At 68.8% G+C, this 23,233-nt stretch carries 24 protein-coding genes and 1 tRNA gene; 14 read left to right on the top strand and 11 right to left on the bottom strand.

Annotated features, from left to right (window positions below; genetic code table 11):
* Nucleotide 1 precedes the first annotated feature (1 nt).
* The 4 genes from WBG79_RS14475 (at nucleotide 2) to WBG79_RS14460 (ending at nucleotide 3,752) form a co-directional block, all read left to right on the top strand.
* Nucleotides 2-769, top strand: a complete 768-nt coding sequence (locus tag WBG79_RS14475) for a DNA-binding domain-containing protein (RefSeq protein ID WP_337357806.1) — start codon at nucleotides 2-4, stop codon at nucleotides 767-769.
* A gap of 55 nt (nucleotides 770-824) precedes the next feature.
* Nucleotides 825-1,337: a DoxX family protein gene (locus tag WBG79_RS14470; RefSeq protein ID WP_337357805.1), complete on the top strand. Its 513-nt coding sequence runs from the start codon at nucleotides 825-827 to the stop codon at nucleotides 1,335-1,337.
* Between the two features lie 52 nt (nucleotides 1,338-1,389).
* Entirely contained in the window at nucleotides 1,390-2,082 is a 693-nt protein-coding gene (locus WBG79_RS14465; RefSeq protein ID WP_337357804.1) for a protein-L-isoaspartate(D-aspartate) O-methyltransferase, read from the top strand.
* A gap of 248 nt (nucleotides 2,083-2,330) precedes the next feature.
* Nucleotides 2,331-3,752 (top strand): peptidoglycan DD-metalloendopeptidase family protein, encoded by a 1,422-nt coding sequence (locus WBG79_RS14460; RefSeq protein ID WP_337357803.1) that lies wholly within the window; start codon nucleotides 2,331-2,333, stop codon nucleotides 3,750-3,752.
* Between the two features lie 97 nt (nucleotides 3,753-3,849).
* Here the strand turns inward: WBG79_RS14460 and WBG79_RS14455 are convergent, their stop codons facing one another.
* Complete coding sequence (locus WBG79_RS14455) at nucleotides 3,850-4,686, bottom strand: ATP-binding protein (protein ID WP_443147459.1); 837 nt, start codon at nucleotides 4,684-4,686, stop codon at nucleotides 3,850-3,852.
* Between the two features lie 311 nt (nucleotides 4,687-4,997).
* On the opposite strand from WBG79_RS14455, the gene yajC reads away from it, so the two are divergent.
* From yajC to WBG79_RS14430, 5 genes are all read left to right on the top strand, one after another.
* Entirely contained in the window at nucleotides 4,998-5,333 is a 336-nt protein-coding gene (gene yajC, locus WBG79_RS14450) for a preprotein translocase subunit YajC (RefSeq protein WP_337357801.1), read from the top strand.
* A gap of 46 nt (nucleotides 5,334-5,379) precedes the next feature.
* Nucleotides 5,380-6,981 carry a protein translocase subunit SecD gene (secD, locus tag WBG79_RS14445; RefSeq protein WP_337357800.1) on the top strand — a complete coding sequence of 534 codons (1,602 nt, stop codon included), beginning with the start codon at nucleotides 5,380-5,382 and terminating at the stop codon, nucleotides 6,979-6,981.
* Between the two features lie 15 nt (nucleotides 6,982-6,996).
* Nucleotides 6,997-7,944 (top strand): protein translocase subunit SecF, encoded by a 948-nt coding sequence (gene secF, locus WBG79_RS14440; protein WP_337357799.1) that lies wholly within the window; start codon nucleotides 6,997-6,999, stop codon nucleotides 7,942-7,944.
* A gap of 17 nt (nucleotides 7,945-7,961) precedes the next feature.
* A complete protein-coding gene (locus WBG79_RS14435) occupies nucleotides 7,962-8,348 on the top strand; it encodes an Mth938-like domain-containing protein (protein ID WP_337357798.1) in 387 nt (128 codons plus the stop codon).
* Nucleotides 8,349-8,412: 64 nt separating this feature from the next.
* Complete coding sequence (locus WBG79_RS14430) at nucleotides 8,413-9,285, top strand: phytoene/squalene synthase family protein (protein WP_337357797.1); 873 nt, start codon at nucleotides 8,413-8,415, stop codon at nucleotides 9,283-9,285.
* Nucleotides 9,286-9,525: 240 nt separating this feature from the next.
* On the opposite strand, the gene WBG79_RS14425 is transcribed toward WBG79_RS14430, so the two are convergent.
* On the bottom strand, nucleotides 9,526-9,780 hold the full coding sequence (locus WBG79_RS14425; RefSeq protein ID WP_337357796.1) for a hypothetical protein: 255 nt from the start codon (nucleotides 9,778-9,780) through the stop codon (nucleotides 9,526-9,528).
* Between the two features lie 308 nt (nucleotides 9,781-10,088).
* Between WBG79_RS14425 and WBG79_RS14420 the strand changes: the two genes are divergently transcribed.
* Together WBG79_RS14420 and WBG79_RS14415 are read left to right on the top strand one after the other, a co-directional pair.
* Nucleotides 10,089-11,186 carry a TRAP transporter substrate-binding protein gene (locus tag WBG79_RS14420; protein ID WP_337357795.1) on the top strand — a complete coding sequence of 366 codons (1,098 nt, stop codon included), beginning with the start codon at nucleotides 10,089-10,091 and terminating at the stop codon, nucleotides 11,184-11,186.
* Nucleotides 11,187-11,459: 273 nt separating this feature from the next.
* Nucleotides 11,460-12,143: a transglutaminase-like cysteine peptidase gene (locus tag WBG79_RS14415; protein ID WP_337357794.1), complete on the top strand. Its 684-nt coding sequence runs from the start codon at nucleotides 11,460-11,462 to the stop codon at nucleotides 12,141-12,143.
* Nucleotides 12,144-12,228: 85 nt separating this feature from the next.
* On the opposite strand, the gene WBG79_RS14410 is transcribed toward WBG79_RS14415, so the two are convergent.
* From WBG79_RS14410 to WBG79_RS14385, 6 genes are all read right to left on the bottom strand, one after another.
* A complete protein-coding gene (locus WBG79_RS14410; RefSeq protein WP_337357793.1) occupies nucleotides 12,229-12,462 on the bottom strand; it encodes a hypothetical protein in 234 nt (77 codons plus the stop codon).
* Between the two features lie 191 nt (nucleotides 12,463-12,653).
* Nucleotides 12,654-13,352 (bottom strand): FadR/GntR family transcriptional regulator, encoded by a 699-nt coding sequence (locus WBG79_RS14405; protein ID WP_337357792.1) that lies wholly within the window; start codon nucleotides 13,350-13,352, stop codon nucleotides 12,654-12,656.
* A 22-nt stretch (nucleotides 13,353-13,374) separates the two neighbouring features.
* On the bottom strand, nucleotides 13,375-14,940 hold the full coding sequence (locus WBG79_RS14400; RefSeq protein WP_337357791.1) for a carboxylesterase/lipase family protein: 1,566 nt from the start codon (nucleotides 14,938-14,940) through the stop codon (nucleotides 13,375-13,377).
* A gap of 9 nt (nucleotides 14,941-14,949) precedes the next feature.
* Nucleotides 14,950-16,479, bottom strand: coding sequence for a tripartite tricarboxylate transporter permease (locus WBG79_RS14395; protein ID WP_337357790.1), 1,530 nt, complete (start codon nucleotides 16,477-16,479; stop codon nucleotides 14,950-14,952).
* A gap of 1 nt (nucleotide 16,480) precedes the next feature.
* A complete protein-coding gene (locus WBG79_RS14390) occupies nucleotides 16,481-17,023 on the bottom strand; it encodes a hypothetical protein (RefSeq protein ID WP_337357789.1) in 543 nt (180 codons plus the stop codon).
* Entirely contained in the window at nucleotides 17,023-18,036 is a 1,014-nt protein-coding gene (locus tag WBG79_RS14385) for a Bug family tripartite tricarboxylate transporter substrate binding protein (protein WP_337357788.1), read from the bottom strand. The genes WBG79_RS14390 and WBG79_RS14385 overlap by 1 nt, the downstream gene beginning before the upstream one ends.
* Before the next feature lie 192 nt (nucleotides 18,037-18,228).
* Here WBG79_RS14385 and WBG79_RS14380 point away from each other — a divergent pair, with 192 nt between their 5' ends.
* On the top strand, nucleotides 18,229-19,149 hold the full coding sequence (locus WBG79_RS14380; RefSeq protein ID WP_337357787.1) for an alpha/beta hydrolase: 921 nt from the start codon (nucleotides 18,229-18,231) through the stop codon (nucleotides 19,147-19,149).
* Nucleotides 19,149-19,913: a TSUP family transporter gene (locus WBG79_RS14375; RefSeq protein ID WP_337357786.1), complete on the top strand. Its 765-nt coding sequence runs from the start codon at nucleotides 19,149-19,151 to the stop codon at nucleotides 19,911-19,913. Before WBG79_RS14380 ends, WBG79_RS14375 begins: the two co-directional genes overlap by 1 nt.
* A 297-nt stretch (nucleotides 19,914-20,210) precedes the next feature.
* Here the strand turns inward: WBG79_RS14375 and WBG79_RS14370 are convergent, their stop codons facing one another.
* The 3 genes from WBG79_RS14370 to WBG79_RS14360 all read right to left on the bottom strand — a co-directional run bounded on the left by WBG79_RS14370 (nucleotide 20,211) and on the right by WBG79_RS14360 (nucleotide 22,512).
* A complete protein-coding gene (locus WBG79_RS14370; protein WP_337357785.1) occupies nucleotides 20,211-20,441 on the bottom strand; it encodes a hypothetical protein in 231 nt (76 codons plus the stop codon).
* 398 nt (nucleotides 20,442-20,839) lie between these two features.
* Nucleotides 20,840-20,929 (bottom strand) — tRNA-Ser (locus WBG79_RS14365).
* A 659-nt stretch (nucleotides 20,930-21,588) separates the two neighbouring features.
* On the bottom strand, nucleotides 21,589-22,512 hold the full coding sequence (locus WBG79_RS14360; RefSeq protein ID WP_337357784.1) for a manganese catalase family protein: 924 nt from the start codon (nucleotides 22,510-22,512) through the stop codon (nucleotides 21,589-21,591).
* Nucleotides 22,513-22,777: 265 nt separating this feature from the next.
* Between WBG79_RS14360 and arsC the strand changes: the two genes are divergently transcribed.
* Nucleotides 22,778-23,200 (top strand): arsenate reductase (glutaredoxin), encoded by a 423-nt coding sequence (arsC, locus tag WBG79_RS14355; RefSeq protein ID WP_337357783.1) that lies wholly within the window; start codon nucleotides 22,778-22,780, stop codon nucleotides 23,198-23,200.
* The last annotated feature ends 33 nt before the right edge of the window (nucleotides 23,201-23,233 follow it).

Genomic DNA, 23,233 nt, shown 5'->3' with positions numbered 1-23,233 from the left:
CATGGCGACCGACTTCCGCGCGGCCTTCTCGGCCGCCCTCGACGAGCCCGCCGGTCCCGTGCCGGCGGGCCTCACGACCCGCGACGGGCGGGCGGACCCGGTCCGCTTCGCGGTCTACCGGAACAACGTGGCGGTCGGTCTCGTCGGTGCGCTCGAGGCCGCCTTCCCGGTGACGCTCCGGCTGGTGGGCGAGGAGTTCTTCCGCGGCTTGGCGCGCGTCTACGTGGCGCGCACGAAGCCGGCCTCGCCGCTCCTGTTCCGATACGGCGGCGACTTCCCCGCCTTCGTCGCCGGCTTTCCCCCTGCCGCCGGGCTTCCCTATCTCGCCGACGTGGCGCGGCTGGAGGTCGCCTGGCTGCGCGCCTACCACGCGGCCGAGGCGGAGGCGATCGGCCCGCAGGCGCTGTCCGGGATCGCGCCGGAGCGGCTCGGGGCGGTTCGATTGAGGCCGCACCCGGCGGCGGCGCTGGTCGTCTCCGAGCACCCCGTCGGCTCGATCTGGCAGGCGCACCAGGGCGACACGGTCGTGCCGCCGACGGTATGGTCGGCCGAATCGGTCGCCGTGACACGGCCCGGGGCGGAGGTCTCGGCGAGGGTGATCCCGCGGGCCGACGCGGCCTTCCTGGCCGGCCTGCTCGGCGGCGCCAGCCTGGCGGCCGCCGCCGAGCAAGGGTTTTCGGCCGACGAGGCCTTCGATTTCGGCCGGTCGCTGGTGGGGCTCCTCGCGGCGGGGTTGTTCGCGGCCGTCGAGGAGACGGCCCCCGCTTGAATCACAGTCCCGGTTCCAACAAGGTCGACCCCGATCCACCGACACGAGGGCGTCCATGCTCCGCCTCTTCCGGAAGTACAACGGCCTGCTCGCCCAGACGCCGACCGAGGTCACGCAGCTCCTGCTGCGGCTGGGGCTCGCCACGCCCTTCTTCCTGTCCGGCCTGACGCGCTGGGACGGCTTCGCTCTGTCGACCGGGGCGAAATACGTGTTCACGGAGGAGTTCCGGCTCCATCTCTTCGGCCTCATGGTGCCGTTCCCGTTCCCGCTCGCGACGGCCTGGATCGTGTCGGCGGCGGAGATCGTCCTGCCGATCCTGCTCGTGCTCGGGGTGCTGACCCGGTTCGTGGCGCTCGCCATGCTGGTCATGACCGCTGTGATTCAGCTCACGGTCCCGGAGGGCTGGGCGATCCACATCACCTGGGCCGCGATGGCCCTGGCGCTCGTCGCCTACGGCGGCGGGCCGTGGGCGGTCGATTCGCTCCTGCCGGCGCCGCCGGCCGGACGGCGCGAACGGCGGTCGGCGCGCAAGCAGATCTCGATGCGCGGAAAGCGCGGCGACGCTTGAGTCATCGGCCGGGCTTTGCGCATATCGCGGGGCCTGCCGGAGCCCCCCTGCGATGAGCGACGCCTACCGCCCGCCGATCGACCCCTCGATCCTGTCCCTCGACGAGGAGGAGCGGGTGCGGCTCGCCCGGCTCATCCTCGGCCTGCGCGTGCGCGGGCTCAGGGACATGACCGTGCTCGGCGCCATCGAGCAGGTGCCGCGCAAGCTCTTCGTCACCGCCGAGGACCGGCATCGCGCGCTCAACGACCGGCCGCTGGCGATCGAGTGCGGGCAGACCATCCCGGCGCCGTCGACCGTCGGGACCCTGCTGCAGGCGCTCGGGCCCGCGCCGGGCCAGCGCGTTCTGGAGGTCGGCACCGGCTCCGGCTACATGGCGGCCGTCATCGCCCGGATCGCCGGCACAGTGTTCACGCTCGACCGCTACCGGACGCTGGTCGAACTCGCCGTGGAGCGCTTCGCGGCGCTGCGGGCCGGCAACGTCGTCGCGGCGGTCGGGGACGGATTCCTGGGCTGGCCCGACCATGCGCCCTTCGACCGCATCCTGGTCTCGGGTTCGGCCCCGGAGGTGCCGGCCGCGCTCCTCGAGCAACTGCGGCCCGAGGGCGCGCTGGTGATGCCGGTCGGGGCGGCGGGCGCGCCGCAACGGCTCCTCCGCCTGACGCGCGGAGATCGGGGCCTCGTCGAGGAGGACCTCGGGGAGATCCGCGCCGTTCCGCTCGTGCCCGGACGGGCGCAGACGCTCTGAGGGCGGGCCGGTAAGGCCTCGGGCGGAATTGCGGCGCCCTTAACCGATCCGCGCCGGCCGGCGCTGCGGAATCCGCGGATTTGCGAAGAAGACGCCAACGGGCCCCGCGCGGTTCGCGTCGAATTCGGCGGGGCGCTTAAGCCTTTGTCAACGTTAGCCGGGCTTAATCATGCGCATTGGTTTGGTGCGCGTGAGTGGGTTGGGCGATGCGTATGCTCTCGAGTTTCCGGTCCTCGACGTTGAGCCACGTGGCGTTCGTCGCCTTGGCCTCGCTGGCTGCGGCAGGCTGCAGTTCCGACGTCTCCCGGCTGGGCGACATCCCGACCTTCACGGGCAGCACGGCGAACCAGCGGACGATCCTGTCCGGGCAGCCGGCCCCGGCAGGGCAGGGCGACACGACGGGCTCGATCGGCGGCGGCACCGCCCCGGTCCAGCAGACGATGCTGCCGCCCCCGACCGCGCCGGCCTACACGCCGCCGCCCGCCCCGACCTACCAGCCCCCGCGCGCCGCCGCAGTGCAGCCGACCGTCGGCTCGCCCAACGGCTGGACCGGCTCCGGCTCGACCGTCACGCTGCAGAGCGGAGAGACGGTGGACACGCTGTCGCGCCGCTACGGCGTGCCGGCGGCGGCGATCCTGTCGGCCAACAACATCGCCGATCCGTCCCGCGTCTACCCGGGCCAGCAGATCGTCATTCCGACCTACAACGCCGCGGCGGCTGCGCAGCCGCCGGTCGCCAACGTGCTGAAGCCGCCGGCCGTCACCGCGACGGTGCCTGCGCCGGCCGTCAAGGGCAAGCTCGCGGCGCCGCCCGTCGCGACCGCCCCGGCCGCTCAGCCGGCCCCCTTCGCGGCGGCCTCCGCGCCCCACGTGGTCCGGCCGGGCGACACGCTCGACCGCATTGCGGCCAGCTACGGGACGACCAAGGCCAAGCTCATGCAGGCGAACAGCCTGAAGTCGGACGCGATCCGGCCGGGCCAGCGCATCACCGTGCCGGCCGGCGCCCCGACCCGGGTCGCTGCCGTCCAGCCGACCGTCGCGGCGCAGCCCGGAACCCCTGCAAGGCCCGCCACGCCGGTCGCCCAGGCCCCGGCGCCGGCCGGGGTCGCCCCGCAGCCTCAGGTCGTCGCCAAGGCGCCGGAGCCCGTGAAGGCGCCGCCGGCCTCGAGCTACGCGCCCGCCAAGCTCGACCAGACCGCCTCGATCTCCAAGGCGGAGCCGGAGGCGATGGTCGGCAACCTGACCAAGACCGGCAGCGACGACGAGGCCGCGCGCGGCTCCGCCAAGAGCGGCCAGCCCTCGTTCCGCTGGCCCGTGCGCGGCCGGGTGATCAAGGAATTCGGCACCGCCAACGGCGAGCGCAACGACGGCATCAACCTGGCGGTCCCGGAAGGCACGTCCATCAAGGCGGCCGAGGACGGCGAGGTGATCTACTCGGGCAACGAGCTCAAGGGCTACGGCAACCTCGTGCTCGTCCGCCACTCGGACGGGTGGGTCACCGCCTATGCGCATGCCAGCGAGCTCCTGGTCGCGCGCGGCGAGAAGATCACCCGCGGCCAGATCATCGCGCGGGCCGGCGCCACCGGCGGCGTCAGCCAGCCCCAGCTCCACTTCGAGATCCGCAAGGGGCAGCGCCCGGTCGATCCGAAGCAGCTCCTCGCCAACAACTGAGCTTCCCGGCCCGGGGCGACCCGGGCGGGCCATCGAGGCGGCGACCAGGGTCCCAGGAAAGGCCCCCGCCGCCTCTCTGCTTTTCCGGGGCGCGCTCTCAGGCGTCGATCGCCGTGCCGAGGCGGCCGGCGAGGTCTTGGATATATTGCCAGGCGGTACGGCCGGAACGGGAGCCGCGGGTGGTCGACCATTCGAGGCTGTCGCGGACGAGCTCGGCGTCTTCGACGACGAGGCCGAAATGGGCCGCGTAGCCGCGCACCATGGCAAGGTAGTCGTCCTGGCTGCACTTGTGGAAGCCGAGCCAGAGCCCGAAGCGGTCGGAGAGCGACACCTTTTCCTCGACGGCCTCTCCGGGGTTGATCGCGGTCGAGCGCTCGTTCTCCATCATGTCGCGCGGCAGGAGATGGCGGCGGTTGGAGGTGGCGTAGAAGACGACGTTCGAGGGCCGGCCCTCGATGCCGCCCTCCAGGACGGCCTTCAGGGACTTGTAGGACGTGTCGTCGCCGTCGAAGGAGAGGTCGTCGCAGAAGATGACCACCCGTCGGGGATCGTCGCGCAGGAGGGACATGAGGGCGGGCAGGCTCTCGATGTCCTCGCGGTGGATTTCGATGAGCTTCAGCGTCTCCCGACCCTCCGCGCGCAGGCGCTGGTTGACGGTCTCGTGCGCCGCCTTGACCAGCGAGGACTTGCCCATGCCGCGCGCGCCCCACAGGAGGGCGTTGTTGGCCGGCAGGCCTCGGGCGAAGCGCTCGGTGTTGTCGAGGAGGATGTCGCGGGCGCGGTCGATGCCCTGCAGGAGGGTCATCTCCACCCGGTTGACCCGCGGCACGGGCTGCAGGCGCTCGCCGAGGGGGTGCCACACGAAGGCGTCCGCCGCCGCGAGGTCCGGCCGGACCGGGGCGGGGGGAACGGCGCGGGCCACGAGCGCGATCAGGGCGTCGAGGCGGTCCGCGAGGCGGGCGAAGTCGGCTGAGGAGGGCGTGTCGGTCACGGCGTCGGTCTCGGCTCGGGGCTGGCGGGCTCGGGGGAGCGCCTTAGCACGGGCGCGGGGCGGGGGGAACGGCGGCTGCGGCGGCCCCGGGCGTCCGAAGGCGCTCGGCGTTTGCAAAGGTTCGCGCGATCGATATAGTCCGCCCGCTTCGGGACCGGCCTGCCGTTCCGAAATCCACCGAACGCGCGCTTGTTCGGACCGCATCGTTGGTCCATATGAAGCCGCGATCCAGACCCCCGTTCGAGGAGCTCTCGATGTTCGTGACGCCTGCGTACGCCCAAGCGGCGGCGCCCGGAGGAGGTGCCACCGACCTCTTCATCCAGCTGGTCCCCTTCGTCTTCATCCTGGTGATCATGTGGGTGCTCATCATCCGCCCGCAGCGCCAGCAGGCGAAGCGGCACCAGGAGATGGTCGCGGCGTTGCGCCGGGGAGACCAGGTGGTCACCTCCGGGGGGCTGATCGGCAAGGTCTCGAAGGTGGTCAGCGACACGGAGCTCGAGGTGGAGATCGCCGAGGGCACGCGCGTCCGGATCGTGCGCAGCGCGGTCGCCGAAGTGCGCTCGAAGGGCGAGCCCGCCAAGGACGCGTGACGTCCCGCGGGGCCGCGCGGCCCCGCCCGCGAATGGACAGGATCCGATGCTTTATTTCTCGCGCTGGAAGATCATCGCTATCGTCATCTTGTGCCTCGCCGGCATTCTGCTGACGATTCCCAATTTCTTCTCGCGCGAGCAGCTCTCCCACCTGCCGGGCTGGATCCCGAAGCGGCAGATGACCCTCGGCCTCGACCTTCAGGGCGGCTCCAACGTGCTGCTCGAGGTGGACAGCCAGGGCATCGTCAAGGACCGACTCGAGGTGCTGCGCGACGACGTCCGCCGCGTCCTGCGCGAGGACCGCATCGGCTACACGGGCCTCGGCATCCAGGGCAACACGGTGCAGGTGCGGGTCTCGGACGCCGCGCAGACCGACCGGGCGCGCGGCAAGCTGGAGGGGCTGATCCAGAACCTCGCGGACAGCCTGCTCGGCGGCAACCGCGTGTTCGACATCACGGTCGAATCGCCCGAGCCCGGGGTCTTCCGCCTGTCCCTGACCCAGGCCGGCATCGACTACCGCATCCGCCGGGCGGTCGAGCAGTCGATCGAGGTCATCCGCCGGCGCGTCGACCAGCTCGGCACCACCGAGCCGCTCATCGCCCGCCAGGGCGCCAACCGGATCCTCGTGCAGGTGCCGGGCCTTCAGGACACCGACCGGCTGAAGAACATCCTCCAGCAGACGGCGCGGCTCACCTTCCACATGGTGGAGGAGGTCGGCGCCGGCGCCCTGCAGGGCACCAAGTCGGCGGACACCGAGGTGCTCTATTCCACCGACGATCCGCCCGTGCCCGTGCTCGTCCAGCGCCGCGCCATGCTGACCGGCGAGGAGCTCGTCGACGCGCAGGCGAGCTTCGACCAGCGCACCAACGAGGCCGTCGTGTCGTTCCGCTTCGACACGTCGGGGGCGCAGAAGTTCGCGCTGATCTCGCAGCAGAACGTCGGCCGGCCCTTTGCCATCGTGCTCGACAAGGACGTCATCAGCTACCCGACCATCCGGGAGCCGATCCTCGGCGGCTCGGGGCAGATCTCGGGCAACTTCACGATCCAGTCGGCCAACGACCTGGCGCTGCTGCTGCGCGCCGGCGCGCTGCCGGCGAACCTCACCATCGTGGAGGAGCGCACCGTCGGCCCGGGCCTCGGCGCGGACTCCATCGAGGCCGGCAAGCTGGCGACCGCGGTCGGCACGGTGGCGGTCATCGCCTTCATGACCGCCAGCTACGGCCTGCTCGGCCTCTTCGCCAACCTGGCGATGATCATCAACGTCTGCTTCACCTTCGCGATCCTGTCGGCGCTCGGGGCGACGCTGTCGCTGCCCGGCATCGCCGGCATCGTGCTGTCGATCGGCATGGCGGTCGACGCGAACGTGCTCATCTACGAGCGCGTCCGCGAGGAGCAGAAGCTCGGTCGATCGGCCATCTCGGCGATCGACACCGGCTTCACGCGGGCGATCGGCACCATCACGGACTCCAACCTCACGACACTGATCGCGGCGGCGGTGCTCTTCTTCCTCGGCACCGGCCCGATCCGCGGCTTCGCGGTGACGCTCGCCATCGGCAACATCACCTCCTTCTTCACCGCCGTCACGGTCACCCGGCTGATGGTCGCCCTCTGGGTGCGCCACTACCGGCCCGCGCGCGTGCCTCTCTGATCGCGGACCACGCCCATGCTGCGCCTCGTCCCGGACGATACCAAGATCCCCTTCATGGGGTGGCGGCGGGTCACCTTCGCGGTGTCCGTCGTGCTCATGACGATTTCCCTCGCCCTATGGGCGATCTCGGGGATCAACTTCGGCATCGACTTCACCGGCGGAAATCTGATCGAGGTCCGCCACAAGGGCGGTCCGGCCGACATCGCCGCCGTGCGCTCCACCATCGGCAAGCTCGACCTCGGCGAGGCCCAGGTGCAGGGCTTCGGGCAGCCGGACGACGTGATGATCCGCCTGCCCCAGCAGGAGGGCGGCGACGCCGCCCAGCAGGTGGCGCTCGCAAAGGTCAAGGACGCGCTCGGCGACACCTACGAGATCCGGCGCACGGAGGTGGTCGGACCGTCCGTCTCGGCGGACCTGCGGCGGGACGGCGCCATCGCGGTCGCGGTCTCGCTCTTCCTGGTGCTCGTCTACCTGTGGTTCCGCTTCGAATGGCAGTTCGCCGTCGGCGCCGTGCTGACGACGGTGCACGACGTGCTGCTGACCATGGGTGTGATCATCGCCTTCCAGCTTCAGTTCGACCTTCAGAGCCTGGCGGCGGTGCTCACGATCGTCGGCTACTCGCTCAACGACACGGTCGTCATCTACGACCGCATCCGCGAGAACCTGCGCAAATACAAGAAGATGCCGCTGGCCGAGCTGATCGACCTGTCGATCAACCAGACGCTCTCGCGCACGATCGCGACGACTCTGACGACATTCCTGGCCGTTCTGGCGCTGTTTGTCTTCGGCGGCGAGGCGCTGCGCGGCTTCAACTTCACCATGCTGGTCGGCATCATCATCGGCACTTACTCGTCCATCGTGGTGTCGGCGCCGCTGCTGATCTTCCTCAACCTGCGCACCGGCGGCGGCGAATCGGCGGCGTCCGACAAGGCGGCGCCGGTCGCCAGCAAGGCGAAGGCCTGAACGGCCGGGGAGAGCGCATGGCGCCGAGCCTGGGTGGCGGGCACTTTCCCGGACGCGCGGCGATCGAGGCCTACGGCAACGGCGGCTTCCGCTTCGCCGGCATGAGCCACCGCGGCTCGATCCTCTGTCTGCCCTCGGGCATCTGGGCCTGGGACGCGGAACGCCCGGCGGATCTCGACGCCGCCGCCTTCGCGCGGCTCTTCGCCGAGGCGGAGCCCATCGACATGCTGCTCGTCGGGACCGGGACGGACCTCGTCCCGCTCGCGGCCGGGCTGCGCCAGGCCTTGCGCGATCGACGGATCCAGGCCGATCCCATGGCGACCGGCGCGGCTGTCAGGACCTACAACATCCTCCTCGCCGAGAACCGCCGCGTCGCGGGGGCCTTCCTGGCCGTCGAGGCCTGAGAATGCCAGGAACGGCCGGACGATCCTCGTGGACCCGCAGCGGTCCCGCCCTATGCTTCCCACGATGAACGACATCTACGCTCGAGTCGCCGAGGAGGTGCGGGCCACCGACAAGGACCGCTACCTGGCGGGGCTTTTCGCGCCCTCCGCGGCGCGACCGCACCTCTATGCGCTGACGGCCTTCTCGGGCGAGATCGCGCGGGTGCGCGACCGGGTGTCGGACCCGCTGCCGGGCGAGGTTCGGCTGCAGTGGTGGCACGATCTCCTGGAGGGGACCGCCCGCGGCGAGGCCGGCGCCCATCCGGTCGCCGCCGCGCTGCTCGACACGGTGGAGCGGTTCCGCCTGCCGCGCGCGGCGTTGACGCGGCTCATCGAGGCGCGCAGCTTCGACCTCTACGACGATCCGATGCCGACCCTTAACGACCTGGAGGGCTATGCGGGGGAGACCGCCTCGGCGCTGATCCAGCTTTCCGCGATCGTGCTCGCCGGCGGGCGGGACCCGGGCACGGCGGAGGCCGCGGGCCATGCCGGCGTCGCCTATGCGATCACGGGCCTCCTGCGCGCCGTCGGCTTCCATGCGGCACGGGGGCAGGTCTACGTGCCCGCGGATGTCCTGGACCGCTACGGGGCGCAGCGGGCCGACGTGCTCGCGGGGCGATCGACGCCGGCGATCCTCGCGGCGCTCACCGAGATGCGCGGCCATGCGCGCAAGCATCTGGCGCGCACCCGCGCGCTGATGCCGTCGGTTCCCGTCGAGACGGGGCCGGCCTTCCTGGCCGTGGCGCTGGTGGAGCCCTACCTCGCGCGCATGGAGAAGCTCGGCGGCGACCCGTTCCGAACCGTGGTCGACCTGCCGGGATGGCAGAAGCAGCTGATCCTCTGGCGGGCCGCCCGGCAGGCGAGGCGCCGCGCGCGCGTGGCCGGCAAGGCGGCCTGAGGCCGGCAAGGTTGGCCGGGAGCGGCGATGCGGCTCCGGAGAGTCGCATCGCCAGGTTCAAGCCTCGGCCAGGGCTGGCAGACCGGTCCGATCCCCTGCGTCGCCCCCGGCTCGTTCCGGGACCTCGGCACGGCAAGGTCCTCGCGCGGTGGAGCGCCGGGACAAGCCCGGCGCCGCCGGTCGAAGCGGGGCGGTCCCCAAGGTGAGTGCCGGACGCGGATCGCCCGCGCCGGCGGGCCTTCAGCTGCGCGGGCTGGTGGTGCCGCCGCCTTCGGCGGGACGACCCTCGCGGCCGCCCCGGCGGTCGGGCTTGCCCTCGCGGCTGGGGGCGCGATCGGCGACCACCATCGTCGCCGGTCCTTGGGCAGCCGAAGCCTGCGCGTCGGAACCGGTCACCCCGTGCGGGCTCGTCTGAGCCGGCATGGTGGTCGCGAAGGCCGGTGCCTGGCTGATGCCGGCGAGAATACATGCAGTCGCGATGATATGAATGCGCAAGACTGTTCCCTCCTATTGGGTCAACGACTCCAGGCTAAGTCGTCACCGCAATCTTAACAAATTCTTTAGCAGACTATACTTAATGACTGTGCGCTGACGTCCTGGGACGAACCGCCCCGTCCCGTGGTAGCGACGGCCCCAGGCACGGTTATCCTCTACGTCATTTTAGCCATGCGATAACTGACAGGCTGAAGCGCTTCGCCGTTTCTTGATCCCATGCCGGATCCATGGTCCCCCAGGGCCTCGAAATCGCATGGCTGGCCGGCTTTGATCGGTCCGTCATGTCGTTAGGGTATGGAGGATCTCCCATGAAGCGGCGTCAGTTCCTGAAGACCGCGGCCGTTGCCGGCGCGGGCAGCGTCGCGCTCGCGGCCCCCGCGATCGCGCAGTCGAACCCGCAGATCAAGTGGCGCATGACCTCGAGCTTTCCGAAATCGCTCGACACGATCTTCGGCGCGGCCGAGCTTTTCTCGAAGGCCGTCTCCGAGGCGACGGACGGGGCGTTCCAGGTCCAGGTCTTCGCGGCCGGCGAACTCGTTCCCGGCCTCCAGGCGGCCGACGCGGTGACCAACCGTACGGTCGAGATGGCCCACAGCGCCGCCTACTACTATGTCGGCAAGGACCCGACCTTTGCGCTCGGCACCGCGGCGCCGTTCCTGCTCAACTCGCGCATGCAGAACGCCTGGCGCTACTATGGCGGCGGCAACGAGCTGATGAACGAGTTCTATGCCAAGTCCAACTTCATCGGCCTGCCGGGCGGCAACACCGGCGCGCAGATGGGCGGCTGGTTCCGAAGGGAGATCAAGTCGGTCGCCGACCTCTCGGGCCTCAAGATGCGAATCGCCGGCTTCGCCGGCCAGGTGCTGGCCAAGCTCGGCGGCATCCCGCAGCAGATCGCCGGGGGCGACATCTATCCGGCGCTCGAGAAGGGCACCATCGACGCCGCGGAGTGGGTCGGTCCCTACGACGACGAGAAGCTCGGCTTCGCCAAGGTGGCGCCCTACTATTACTATCCGGGCTGGTGGGAAGGCGGCGCGATGCTCGAGTTCTTCATCAACCAGGCCGCCTGGGCCGAGCTGCCGAAGCACTACCAGTCGCTGGTGACCACGGCCGCCGCGATGGCCAACGTCTACATGCAGGCTAAATACGACGCCGGCAACGCGGGGGCGATCAAGCGCCTAGCCGCCAACGGCGCGCAGCTGCGGCCCTTCTCCAACGAGATCATGGAGGCCTGCTTCAAGGTCTCCAACGAGATCTATGCCGAGACGTCTGCCAAGAACCCGTCCTTCAAGAAGATCTACGACTCGCAGGTGGCGTTCCGGGCCGACCAGTATCTCTGGTTCCAGATCTCCGAATACACGTACGACACCTTCATGATGATCCAGCAGCGCAAGCGGGCGCTCTGACGTCCGACGTCCTTCGACGACTTCGGCAGGGGGCGGGAGCGAGTCCCGCCCCTTCTGCATGGCCCGGATGGGGCGAGGGGCCGACGCAGGCTCGGCAGTGTGTCGGATCGGTGACGGTTTCCGGCCATGCTGCACAAACCTGCAAGATGCGCGATACCCTCACTTGCTGAGACTCGGCGGCGTTCGATAAATTGATGGAACAAAATGACCGACCGCGATGGAGCGGTGCGGCGCTTGATCCAGGTCTCTGCCGACGACTGTCGAGGTGATCCCGTGATTGACGCTGAAGGCGGCCCGCCGAGCGGGCATCGCCGCCGGGCTCGTGTGGGCGGGAGGCGTGCCTCCGCCTTCGCTCTCGGCCTTCTCGCCGGGCTCTGCGCAGCCTCGGCGGCCTCGGCCGACCCCGGTTTCCGCCGTGCCACGACGCCGAGCGGGTGGGCGGATTTCTGCAAGCGCGAGACCGGATCCTGCGCGCATTACAACCGCATCGCGACCCCGCCCGAACTGACCGCCGAGAAGCGGGCCGAGCTGGAGCGGGTCAACCGCGAGGTGAACCGGTCGATCACGTATGTGACGGACCAGAAGTATCTCGGCGTCGAGGAGTTCTGGAGCTATCCGATCGACGGCAAGGGCGACTGCGAGGACATGGCGCTGCTGAAGCGCAAGAAGCTCCAGGAGCTCGGCTGGCCCCGTTCGTCCCTGCTGATGACGGTGGTCGTCGCCTACAATGGCGAGTGGCACGCGGTGCTGACGGTCGAGACCGACCAGGGGTACCTCGTCCTCGACAACATGACGGACGCCATCCTGCCGCCGGAGCAGACGCGGCACCGCTTCTTCTCCAGCCAGAGTCGCGAGACGCCGAACCGCTGGGTGATGTGGTCGAATCGCGAGGTGGCGGGCCGCACCGACCACCGGCCGGAAGGGTCGCCCGCCTCCGCTCCCGCCAAGACGCCCTGACGGCCCTCCGGCCGCCGACGAAAAAGGCCGGCGCGAGGCGCCGGCCGAGTTCGGTGGGGAGGAACAGGGAGGGACGTCGGAGGGATCAGTAGCAGACCTTCTTCTCGACCCAGGCCGGGCCGTGATAGGTCCAGATCTGCACGGTCTTGTAGTGACAGGCCGGCGCGTAATAGTAGTTCACGTAGGGCCTGTAGACGTAGTGCGGGGCATAGTAGCCGTGATGATGGAAGTACCCGGCCGAGGCCGAGGTGGCGGTGGCGACCGAGCCGCCGGCGATGACGGTGGCGGTAAGGACAGCGGCGGCGATCTTCGAGAACATGGAACCGTCTCCGGGTTCGAGTTGATGATCGGAGACTAGCGTCCGGGCTCTGAACTGACCCTGAGGCAGGCGTTCATCGATCTTGCAGATTCTTCTATGCGGCTCCGGGGGGCGCGGGAAGTCCGGTCTTGCGGTCTCTCGCCCGCTGTCGAGTTCAAGACCGCTTTGAATGTCGCGGAGTTCCGGATTGATCACGGACCGTAGCGCTTGGGCGCAAATTCGGCTCTGACCCGGTCCAGATGCGCGTACATGGCGCGGCCCGCACGCTCCGGATCGCGCTCTTCGATCGCCCGTACGATCTCGTCGTGCTCGTCAAGGCTCGGGTTGTCGGCGCGCGGCGGATCCTTGTCGCGCAGGCGGGCCCAGATCACGGCCCTGCGAACCGCGTGGAGAGTCTCGACGAACGTGGTGAGAAGGTTGTTCTTGCTCGCCGCGGCGATCGAGGCATGCAGCCGGTCGTCCCAGACGACATACTGCTGGAACGTCGCCGCCGCGCGGATCCGGACCAGGCAGGCATGCAGGCCGGCGATCTGCGGCGCGGTGGCGTTCATGGCGGCAAGTCGCGCGGCGTTCGGTTCCAGGATGAGCCGCATCTCCATGACCTCGGGCGGGCTGGTGTTTTGGATCGTTTGGGACAGGTCGACGAGGCCCGTCTGCGGCCGGGTGCCGACGAACGTGCCCTTGCCGACGTGGCGCCAAATCTGCCCGTCCTCCTCGAGCCTGGCGAGGGCGTTGCGTAGCGCGCCGCGCGACACGCCGAGCGAGATCGCCAGGTCGCGTTCCGGCGGTACCCGGCTGTCGATCGGCCAGTCGCCGTCCGCGATCCACCGCTGCATCTGCTCGAGAGCCCGCCGCCCTTCCCTCAGCGACCCATCCGACCCGTTCAGCACGCTCCTCGCCTCCCCGAAGTCCTCATGCCGGCCCGGCCGCGGCCCGTTCCGGTCCATCCGGATTGTCTAGCGCTTCGCATGTCGTGTCGAACACCATCGTGGTCACCCGATCGTCGGCGAACGGGGCCCAGGCGGGCAGGCCGGCGTGGTTCGGATCGCCGTGGCGCGCGAAGGCGATCCAGGCATCCGCGACCCGGTCCGCCAGCGCGAGGGCATCGGCTCCACCCCCGGTCGCGGACGCGCAGCGATCGGCGTTGTGGAAGACGAACGGCAACTCCGCATTGTGGTAGGCGCGCGGCCGCCCGTCCAGCACCGGCGTCGCCCAGGTGAACCAGTAAAGCCAGGACGGCGCTCCACCAAGGGCCGCATGGCGGGACGCCTGGATCACGGCCCACTCCCGAATGGTGGCGGAATAGATGCGCGACAGGAGATCGAAGGGCGAGGCTGCCGGGTGGCGCGCGCGAAAGTGCGCCAGGATCGCGTCCGCGTCGGAGCCGTAGGCGGCGGCGAGGGACTGCCGCACCGCCGTCAGGCTCGTGCCGTCGATATCGGGCTGGCCGATCCCGGTGGTGAACTCGTTGAGCGTCGTCCCGACCAGCAGAGGCACATGCGCCGAGATCTGCGGAGCGACCGGATCGAAGGCATGATGCGGCAGGATGCGGCCATCCACGACCGGCTCCCAGCGGATGCGGCGGTTGCGCCGGGCCGGGTTCTGCTGCGGCGCCAGCCGCGCCATCACGGCGAGTTCGGCTCGCGACAGCGCCGCGTAGGGGACCTCGGCGAGCCGATCCGGATCCTCGTCCGCGATCCCGAGTTCGGCGAACAGGGCGCGGGCGATGCGCTCGGCGTCCGCCATCCCGGTTTGCCGGAGCGCGCAATTGCTTTGCACGATCGCCCGGTGGAACAGGCCCCGGGCAGCCGGCATCGCCATGAGGGTCGTGACCTTGGCGCCGCCGCCGGACTGGCCGAAGATCGTGACATTGTCCGGATCTCCGCCGAAGGCGCCGATATTGTCGCGCACCCATGCGAGGGCCAGCACCAGATCGAGCATGCCGGCGTTGCCGGAGCCGGCCAGATCGGCCCGCGCCCATCCGAGCTCGAGGTGGCCGAGCACGTTCAGGCGGTGGTTCAGGGTCACCACCACCACGTCGCCGCGCCGCGCCAGGCTGGTGCCGTCGAAGGCCGCGATATCGTGGCCCGAGCCCGAGGCGAAGTGGCCGCCGTGCAGCCAGACCATGACGGGTCGCTTCGCGACGTCGGGCGACGGCGTCCAGACGTTGAGGCGGAGGCAGTCCTCGTCGTAGCGGGAATGGTTGAAGCCGAGCAGGAAGGCCTCCTCGACGAAGTGCCGCTCGGAGGGCGCCCCGGCTTCGCGCGGCGCCTGGGGGCAGGCGGCTCCGTACACGATCGCGGGGCGCACGCCCGTCCAAGGCTCGGCGGGGCGAGGCGGCCGGAACCTCGCGGCGCCGCCGGTCGGGGCGCCGTAGGGAATGCCCAGGAAGGTGTGAATCCCGTCGGCCGCGAAGCCGCGGATCCGGCCGGACGTGGTCTCCAGGACGGGCGTATCGGTCCGGATCGTCGTCGCCATCTCGGCTCCCTATTCGTTGCCGGCGGCCGCCGCCCGGGCCAGGACGCCGTTGCGGCGGCGAGCCCGGATCCAGGGCAGCACGAGGGCGGCGACAGACATGAGCCAGATCGCGTTGCCGATCGGCGACGAGAACAGGATCATCGGATCCCCCTGCCCAACCCGGAGCGACCGCAGCAGATAGGTCTCGAACAACGGGCCGAGGAGCACGCCGACCAGGATCGCCGTCACTTCGTAGCCGGTGCGCCGTGCCACGTAGCCCAATGCGCCGAACAGGACCGCGAGACCCATGTCGAAGATGTACTCGCGCTCGGCAAAAGCCGAAACCGCGATCATGGCCAGGATAACGGGCACCAGGAACCGCGTCGGGATCCAGACGACGCGGCTCATATAGCGCGCGAGCGGCAGGATGAGGGCGATCATCAGAAGATACGCCACGAACATCTGGACGAAGACGCCGTAGGCGATCTCGGGCTTGTCCGTGAACAGGCGCGGTCCCATCACGATGCCGTTGTAGCTGAGCACGATCATCATCACGGCACCGGTCGCGCCCCCCGGGATGCCGAGCGCAAGCACCGGCACCAGCGTGCCGGACGTCACACCGTTGTTGGCCGACTCCGGTGCGATCACCCCCGGCGGGTGGCCGGTCCCATAAAGCTCCGGGGTGCGCGAAAGGAGCTTGGAGTAGTGGTAGGCGAGGAACGCGGCAATCGTCGCACCCGCGCCCGGCAGGATGCCGATGAAGAGACCGATCAGCGACGTCCAGACCGTCTGCCAGGAATAGCGTAGGGTCATGCGCAGCCCGTCGAGCGTGTCGGCCCACCGCGCCCGCTTGGCGTCGGCCAGGGCCGATGCCTGGATCACGGTCTCCTCCTCCAGCATGCAGAAGGCTTCCGAGATGGCGAAGAGGCCGACCAGTGCCGCGATGATCGGCACGCCGTCGTAGAGTTCCAGGAGGTCGAAGGTGGCCCGGGGCGTGCCGAAGACCGGGTCGGACCCGATGGCGCCGATCATCAGGCCCAGAAATCCCGCGATGAGCCCTTTCAGGACGTCCTTCGAGGCGATCGCCGCGATCAGCGTCAAGCCGAAGAACATGAAGGCGATCATCTCGACGCTGCGGATGTAGAAGCCGATCCGGCTCAGCGCGGGAAGCGCCAGGATGGTGATGACGGTCGTGATCAGCCCGCCGAAGGCCGAGGCGGAGAAGCAGAGCACCAGGGCCTGCTGCGCCTGCCCCTTGCGGGTCATCGGGTATCCGTCGAGGGTGGTCGCCGCCGCCCCGCCTTCCCCGGGCATGTTGAACAGGATGGCGGGGATGCCGCCGCCGAGCTGCGTGGCGCAGTAGAGCGCGATCATGAAGGCGAGCGCGGCCTCGACACTCATCGAGAGCGTCAGCGGCAGGAGCATGATCAGCGTATTCTGCGCGCTGAAGCCGGGCAGGATGCCCACGACAATGCCGATCAGGGTGGCCGGCAGGATGACCCACCACAGTCCGATCGACTTGAAGAAGAGCTGAAGAAGCAGGTCGAGCGGCAGATCCATCCTAGCCTCCCAGGAGGCCCGGCAGGGACAGGAGCCAGGAGTCCAACGCACCCCTCGGCAGGCGGCTCTTCAAGAGGCCGAGGAACAGGATCAGCACGAAGGCCGAGACTCCCCCCGCGATGCCGAAAAGCTGCAAGGGGCTGCGCACCCCCATCGCCAGCATGCCGGCGAGGAGCAGGAGGAAAAGCCCGAGTGTCGTGCCCGTCCAGGGAATGAGAAGGACGAAGCCCGCAAGCGCGGTGATCAGGGCGAGCCGTGTCCTGTTGTGCGGCGTATCGGCGAAAAGCCCGCCGAAGCCCGGCACGGCGACCCCGGTCGAACGCTCGACCACCATCCGGGCGAACTGCAGGGCGCAAAGGCCGAGCAGCGCGGAGCCGACGAGAGTCCCGGTGCTGCGCGCCTCCCAGGTGAGGTCCAGCGTCGAGACCAGATAGTAGCCGGTCAGGCCCGCGGCCAGCAGCGGGACGAACCCGTCTGCCAGGCTCGGCGGCGCCGTGTCGCTGCCGGCGACCGGGGAGGCGTCCGGCTGCCCTCCAGCGGACATCACTTCTTTGCCGTGAGCTGGGACTTGAACTGGGCGGCGAACTCCGCGATGCCGCGGGCGTAGGCCATGCAGGTCTCCTGGTCGGCATACTTGACCACGTCCCAGGGCTGCGGCGTCTTGCTGATGTCCTCCTTGAACTTCGGCACGGCGAAGACCTTGGCCGACGTCTCCTTCAGAAGCCGGAAGCTGTCCGGATTCTTCTCGGCCCAGTCCGCATGGATCGCGAAGGAGCGGGACGTGTAGAGGTCGGGCATGTTGACGCCCAGCGCCACATTGGCGAGCGGCGCATTGTCATTGATGTGCGCCAGCTGGTTCTTCGTACGATTGAACACGGTCAGCACCCGAAGCGTCCCGTTGGCCTCGAACGGCACGCCCGAGATGCCGCCGCCAAGCAGATCGACCTCGCCGTTCATCAGCGCCGTCGTCGCCTGGTTGCCGCCCGCGTAGGGAATGATGTTGAACTTGCAGCCCGTCTGCTCCGACAGGATCAGGAGGCCGATCGTGCCCGGATGCGGGATGCGGGTCACCGCGATGTTGAGCGTGCGCTTCCGGCCGTCCTCGATGACGTCGCCGATCGCCTTGTAGCGACTGTCCTTGCGGGCGGAGATGCCGCAATCGTCGATATCGACGCCGCAGAAATAGATGTAGTCGCCGGGGAATTTATACTTCGGTCCTTGCGTGACGTACATGATCGTCTCAGGACCCATGTTGCCGAACAGCAGATTGTAGCCGTCGTGCTCGCGCTTGCCGAGAAAGAGCTCGTAGGCAACCTGCCCGCTCGCGGCAGGCTGATACTCGAACTCGAAGCTCTGGTTGTTCAGGAACGGGCTCCAGCTCGGTGTGAAGGCGCGGACCAGGACGTCGGCGCCGCCGCCCTGTCCAGTCGGCACGATCACCTTGAAGCCTTTGGCGGGATAGCCGGCCTGGGCCCGCGCGGGTGCCGAGAGACCGAGCGCGCCGAGGGCGGCCATTCCGCCGATCATGCGGCGTCGCGAAACCAGCTTGCCACTCATCGAGTCTTCCTCCGTCTTCTTCGTACCGAGGACCGTTCGGTGGCCCTCAAGTTGATGGACCAATTTCTTGGTTGGTACCTATTGAAGTGATTGTCTTATCTGCTATGGTCCATGTCAAGACTTAGATTGATCATGAACCAATGCAAGAATTGGCTCATCAAACTTCATCTGGATTTGTCTTGGGAGATCGTGATGGGCGGATCGATCGTCGCCGAACGGCATTTCGTGTCCAAGCTCGAGGACGTGCGCCTGCATCTCCTCAACAAGCGCCTTGACGGCAGGGCACGGCCGCCGCGCGGACCCGTCCTCTTCGTCCACGGCTCGTCGATGGCCTCGGAGCCCTGCTTCGACCTGATGGTCGGCGACTCCGACGCCTACTCGCTCATGAACCTCTTCGCCCGGGAGGGCTTCGACGCCTGGTGTCTGGACTGCGAGGGTTACGGCCGCTCGGACAAATGGCGCGACCGCGACTACGACGTCGCCGACGGTATCGACGACCTGGAGGTCGCAGTCGGGCACATCCTCGACCATACGAAGCGCGAACGGGTCCATCTCTACGGAGGATCGTCAGGAGCGCTCCGGGCCGCCGGCTATGCGAGCCGCCGCCCGGATCGGGTCGACAGGCTTGTGCTCGACGCCCTGGTCTGGACCGGTGAGGGCAGCCCGACGCTCACGGAGCGCCGCAAGCGTCTGCCTCAGTTCCAGGCGGCCCGGCGCCGGCCGCTGGACGCGGCCTTCATCCGGACGATCTTCGAGCGCGATCACCCGGGCACCGCCGACCCCGAAGTCATCGCGGCCTTTTCCGAGGCCGTCGTGGCGCTCGACACGTCGATCCCGAACGGCACCTACATCGACATGTGCACGAAACTGCCGCTCGTCGACCCCGCGTCGATCCACGCCCCGACCTTGATCATGCGGGGCGAGTGGGACGGCATCGCCGCCTTCGAGGACGTCGCCGCGTTCTTCGCCCGGATTCCTCATCCGGACAAGCAGTTCGCCGTGCTGCCCGGCATCGCGCACTCCTCGTTCCACGGCAAGAACCACGCCCTCGCCAAGCACGTGCTCCTGAGCTTCCTCACGCGGCCCGAACCGGTCTACACGGGACGGGATTGATGCTGGCCGACGCCGGATCCGGCGTCGTCGTCGCGATCGTCTGCGCGGCCGTCTTCGGGACGTCCTTCATCTCCGGCGTGTTCGGAATGGCGGGCGGGCTCATCCTGATCGGCGCCCTGATCGCCTTCGGCCTGCCCATGCCCGTGGTCATGACCTACCACGGCATCGCGCAAGCCGCGTCGAACGTCTGGCGGGCCCTGCTGTGGTGGCGCTGGGTCGACCCCCGCATCCTGGCCTGGTTCATCGCCGGAGGCCTCGTCGCGTTCGCCGTCTTCTCGGTCCTGCGCTTCGTTCCCGACCGTGCGGTGGTCCTGATTGCGATCGGCATTCTGCCCTTCGCGGCGCTGGCGTTGCCCGACCGGCTGGTGCCGAAGGCCGACCGGCCGACGGGCGCGGCGATCTGTGGGATGACAAGCGTCGGCACTCAGCTCTTCGCCGGCGTCTCGGGGCCCCTCCTCGACGCGTTCTTCGTCCGCAGCGGCGCGGACAGGCGCCTCGTGGTCGCCACCAAGGCGGCCTGCCAGTTCTTCGGCAACCTGTTCAAGATCGTCTACTTCACCGCGCTGTCGCCACCCGGGTCGTGGTCGGCCGAAACCGCCAGCGCCATCGCCATCGTGGTGGCGTCCTTTCTCGGAACAGCCGCAAGCCGGAGCCTGCTGGAGAGGCTAACGGACGCGCATTTCCGTGTGTGGACGCGTGCAATCGTCCTCGTCGCCGGAGCCGTCTCGCTTGCGGCAGGGCTCCTGGACTTAGCGGACCTCTAAGCATCGGAGCACATCGACGATAAACCGTCATCGTAATCCTCATCGAGCAAAGACGAAAATCTGCCGAAGGTCACGTCCCCCCGAGGGCCCCGACGCGGATATTCTACCGGGAGATCGATTTGTTGGGTTGGCAAGCCTACTGGACCGACGTGACGGCCGCGCCCCCGCTAATGCCGGCCCGAAACTAACATCGGGAGAAACTCGCCGGGTCGACTACCACTCTTGCCCGACGGCACTCCGTGGCCGAAGACGGTGCGATTGAGCCGGCTATGCCAGTTTATCCCGAGGCGAAGCGGATCATCCGATTTCGTTCAAGCTCCCCTCGTACTCTTTCGACCAATTCTCCCGGTACCATTCCTCGTTCACCTGCCTGTACCACTCGGCAAGCTGCGGATCGAACGCCGACGATGCCCTGGCAAAGTCGATCATCCCGGCCGGATCCGACCCGCCCTCCGCGTTGAGGTCTCGCCAGAAGCCGACGAGGCCGCCGGGCAGGGCGCCGTCGATCAGGCGGATCGGTTCCCGCATGGTGAGTGGCAGCCGGGACGTTTTGGGCCGGACGGTGTAGCCGTCGCCCGCGCCCTGGTCGTCGTATTCGTCCCGGATCCGATGGGCGATGCGGTCCTTCAGGCGGCGGGCGCGGATCGAGAAGACATCCGTTGTCGTCGACCTGAGCGTGACGCGGGCGATCTCGATCTCGTTCGGGCGCAGCTTCGGCAGGCACTCGCCGCCCAGCCAGCCTCGCCGTTAGGACCACTCCGATATTAGGACCGAGATGTTGGAACCGGAAACGGTCCTAACGTGGGTCCTAGTTACGGCAGCGTACAGTGACGCACTCCAAAAGAGAATCTAAGACCGTAAGCGCCAATTTCCCTTGGGATCGCGGGACAACGATGGACGCCATAGGACGGTGATAGACAGATGATTGGCGGATGGGGTGGGATTCGAACCCACGGAAGACTTGCGCCTTCGGCGGTTTTCAAGACCGCTGCCTTAAACCGCTCGGCCACCCATCCGTCCGTGCCGTCGTGCCGGCCGGCGAACGCCGGGCCGAGCGTGGCCGGAGCTGCCGGAAACGGAAGGGACCGGCGCTCGGGGGTTGCCCTCCGTCTGCCGGCGTCCCGGCCGGGAGGCCGGCCTCGGAGCCCGCACCGCCTCCGTCTCGGCCGTTGATAGCCAGTCGAAGCGCGCCCGTCGAGAGCGCTGGCAGCTGATTTCGGTCCGATCGCGGCCGGAGGCCGCGGGGCTCGACGCGCCGGCCCCGGGGCGATGCTGGTCGAGACCGGCTCGGTCGGTGAGGGCCCGCCCTGGGCGAAATCCAGTGATGGGCAAGCCTGCCGGAACGCAGACGTTTTGTCGTGTCGGCGGTCTCCGTGGGGCCGGGAAGGTGTTCCCGGATTTCTTGGACCCAATCTAGGTCAAGTGACTCGAGCATCGGCCGCGTACCGGCTCCCCCTGCGCGAGGGGACCCGCGCACGGGCGGATACCCACGCCGCCGCGCCAGGCCCGTGCGTGGCGCGGTCGTCCATCGCAGGCCGCGGATCACAGGCGCGCGGTTCGGACGACGGTCACCGGGCCGCCGCCCTGGCCCGCCCCATCACGCGGGTCCGAACGGATACGGTCGGACCGAGCCCAGGGTGGCGGGGTCGTCATGCGCCGACCCCGCCTTTTGGCGTCACCGCGAGGCCTGGTAGAGCTTCGTGGCGATTTCAAACATCTCCTCGGGGGCATAGTCCGGCGTGAAGGCGCTGGGTATGCCGGTCAGCTGGTGGATCTTGCCCCCCTCGGGCATCCCTTCCACGATCTCCAACTCGCCGGGAGGATCGCCGGGCAGGGCGGTCTCGCCGTTGCCCCAGATGCCGGCCATGTCCCGGTAGTCGTCCGGTGAGAACGTATAAAGGCGCCGGTGCGAGCCTTCGGCGAGGTACTTCTGGGACTCCGGAATCCGGTCGAGGTTGATGTTCGGGCAGGGCAGCATCTTCTCGATGTCCACGCCGGTGATCTTCTTCAGCGCCAGGGCGTAGGCGTGGGCGTGAACCGATCCCCGCACGAGGAGATAGCCGCACACTTCCCGCCCGGTGGGATCGGTCAGCGTTTCGTAGACCCGGAGCTTGTGCAGCCGGGCGCCGCACTCCAGGTGGAAGTTGTGCAGGAGATCGATGACCACATTGCCGGTGGTCGTGATGAAGTCGTTGTTCCAGGACTGGCCGTTGCTGTTGACCGGCATGGCTCCGCCGGCGCCGGACAGGAAGGCCGCGGCCAGCCGGATGTCCTTCATGTCCTCGAACGGTGCATCCGAGATGTCGCCGCCGTCCGCCTCGTCGGCATCGCTGTCCGGGCCGTTGTTCAGCATGGCGACGCCGTTGCTGACCAGCTCGACGTGACCGAGTTCCTCCGCAGTGATGCTCGCCACTAGGCTGTAGAACGGCCGCAGCTTCGATTTGCTTCGAAAGTTGAAGCTCTGGAACATGTAGTTCCCGAGCGTCGACATCTCCCCATATTTGCCGCCGAGCAACTCCTGAAGTGCCGCCCCTGCATTCGGGTCCGGTCGCTTGGGTGCGGGTAGATCGACCTGCAGCTTGTCAATTCGTAAGAACATCGGCTCTCCTCCAAGTTGATCGAGCCGAACCGGGAGGTGGTACGCATGTTCCGTGCCGGACCGGCCGCCGATCCGGAGTGGCCGAACGGGCCGCGTTCCCGACCCCAGGGTGTCTGCCCCCGACCTCCCGCCGTGTCCCGGTCACGGGCTCCTTGGGGCCGCGCCCTTGTACGCCGGGGGCAGATCATGCCAATCCGTCGTCGGCCGTTTCTGTTGCCGTGAGCCGCGGGTGAAGCCCGCTGACAGGGGAAAGCCGTAAAAGGCCATGAGCATCGTCATCCACCACAATCCCGACTGCGGCACGTCCCGCAACGTGCTCGAGATCATCAGGGCCGCCGGCTACGACCCGGTGGTGGTGGAGTACCTGAAGGTCGGATGGACCCGCGCGCAGTTGCTCGGCCTCTTCGCGGCGGCCGACCTGACGCCTCGGTCGGCCCTGCGGGAGACCAAGTCGCCCGCCGAGGTGTTGGGGCTGCTCGACCCCGGCGTCGACGACGAGACCCTCCTCGCCGCGATGGTGGACCACCCGGTCCTCGTCAACCGTCCGATCGTCTGCACGCCCAAGGGCGTCAGGCTCTGCCGTCCGAGCGAGACGGTTCTCGATCTTCTCGACCGATGGCCGCCGGGCCCCTTCCACAAGGAGGACGGCATGCCCCTCATCGATCCGGAGGGGCGCCGGGTCGGCTAGACGGACCTGCCCGGACGGCTCCCGAAGGCCGCT

The sequence above is a fragment of the Prosthecomicrobium sp. N25 genome (assembly GCF_037203705.1).
In the GTDB taxonomy this organism is placed as follows: Bacteria; Pseudomonadota; Alphaproteobacteria; order Rhizobiales; family Ancalomicrobiaceae; genus Prosthecodimorpha.
This window is presented reverse-complemented; position numbering and strand designations above follow the sequence as displayed.